Source organism: Mesorhizobium carmichaelinearum (genome assembly GCF_900199455.1).
Lineage (GTDB): Bacteria > Pseudomonadota > Alphaproteobacteria > Rhizobiales > Rhizobiaceae > Mesorhizobium > Mesorhizobium carmichaelinearum.
The window spans coordinates 1-474 of sequence record NZ_FZQR01000152.1 but is presented as its reverse complement, the minus strand read 5'-3'; the positions used below and the strand labels follow the sequence as shown (position 1 = coordinate 474).

Annotated in this window: 1 protein-coding gene; it reads left to right on the top strand. The window is 30.2% G+C overall.

The genetic code is table 11. The annotated features are described in order from the left end of the window. Positions 1 to 34 precede the first annotated feature (34 nt). On the top strand, positions 35 to 474 hold a 440-nt coding region (locus CKW40_RS46240), incomplete at its 3' end, for a zinc-binding dehydrogenase (protein WP_198421202.1).

The window sequence follows — 474 nt, the reverse complement described above, 5'->3', positions numbered from 1 at the left end:
AGCATTATCAATTTTTGAACTAGAAAAATATGGAATGAATATCAAATCACAACCTGAAATTTTAGTGTCTGGGGCTACAGGTGGTGTGGGCAGTGTTGCTATACAAATTTTACATAAAATTGGATATGAAAATATCACTGCTATCGTAAGAAAAGAAAAGCAAATAGAAATCGCAAAAAAATTGGGTGCAAAACAAGTAATAATAATTGAAGATGATAATAAACCGCTTAAAAAAGGTATTTTTGATTATTTCTTAGATACAGTGGGGAGTAATGTAACATTATACGGTTTAAAACGTCTAAATTATCAAGGTGTTGCTACTGTATGTGGAAATGTAGCAGGAAATTCACTTAACGCTAATATATTACCGTTTATTCTTAGAGGTATTAAATTAATTGGCATTGATTCTGTATATGTTGATCATAATATCCGTGAAGATATATGGAGTAAGTTAGCAAATGAATGGAATATAGG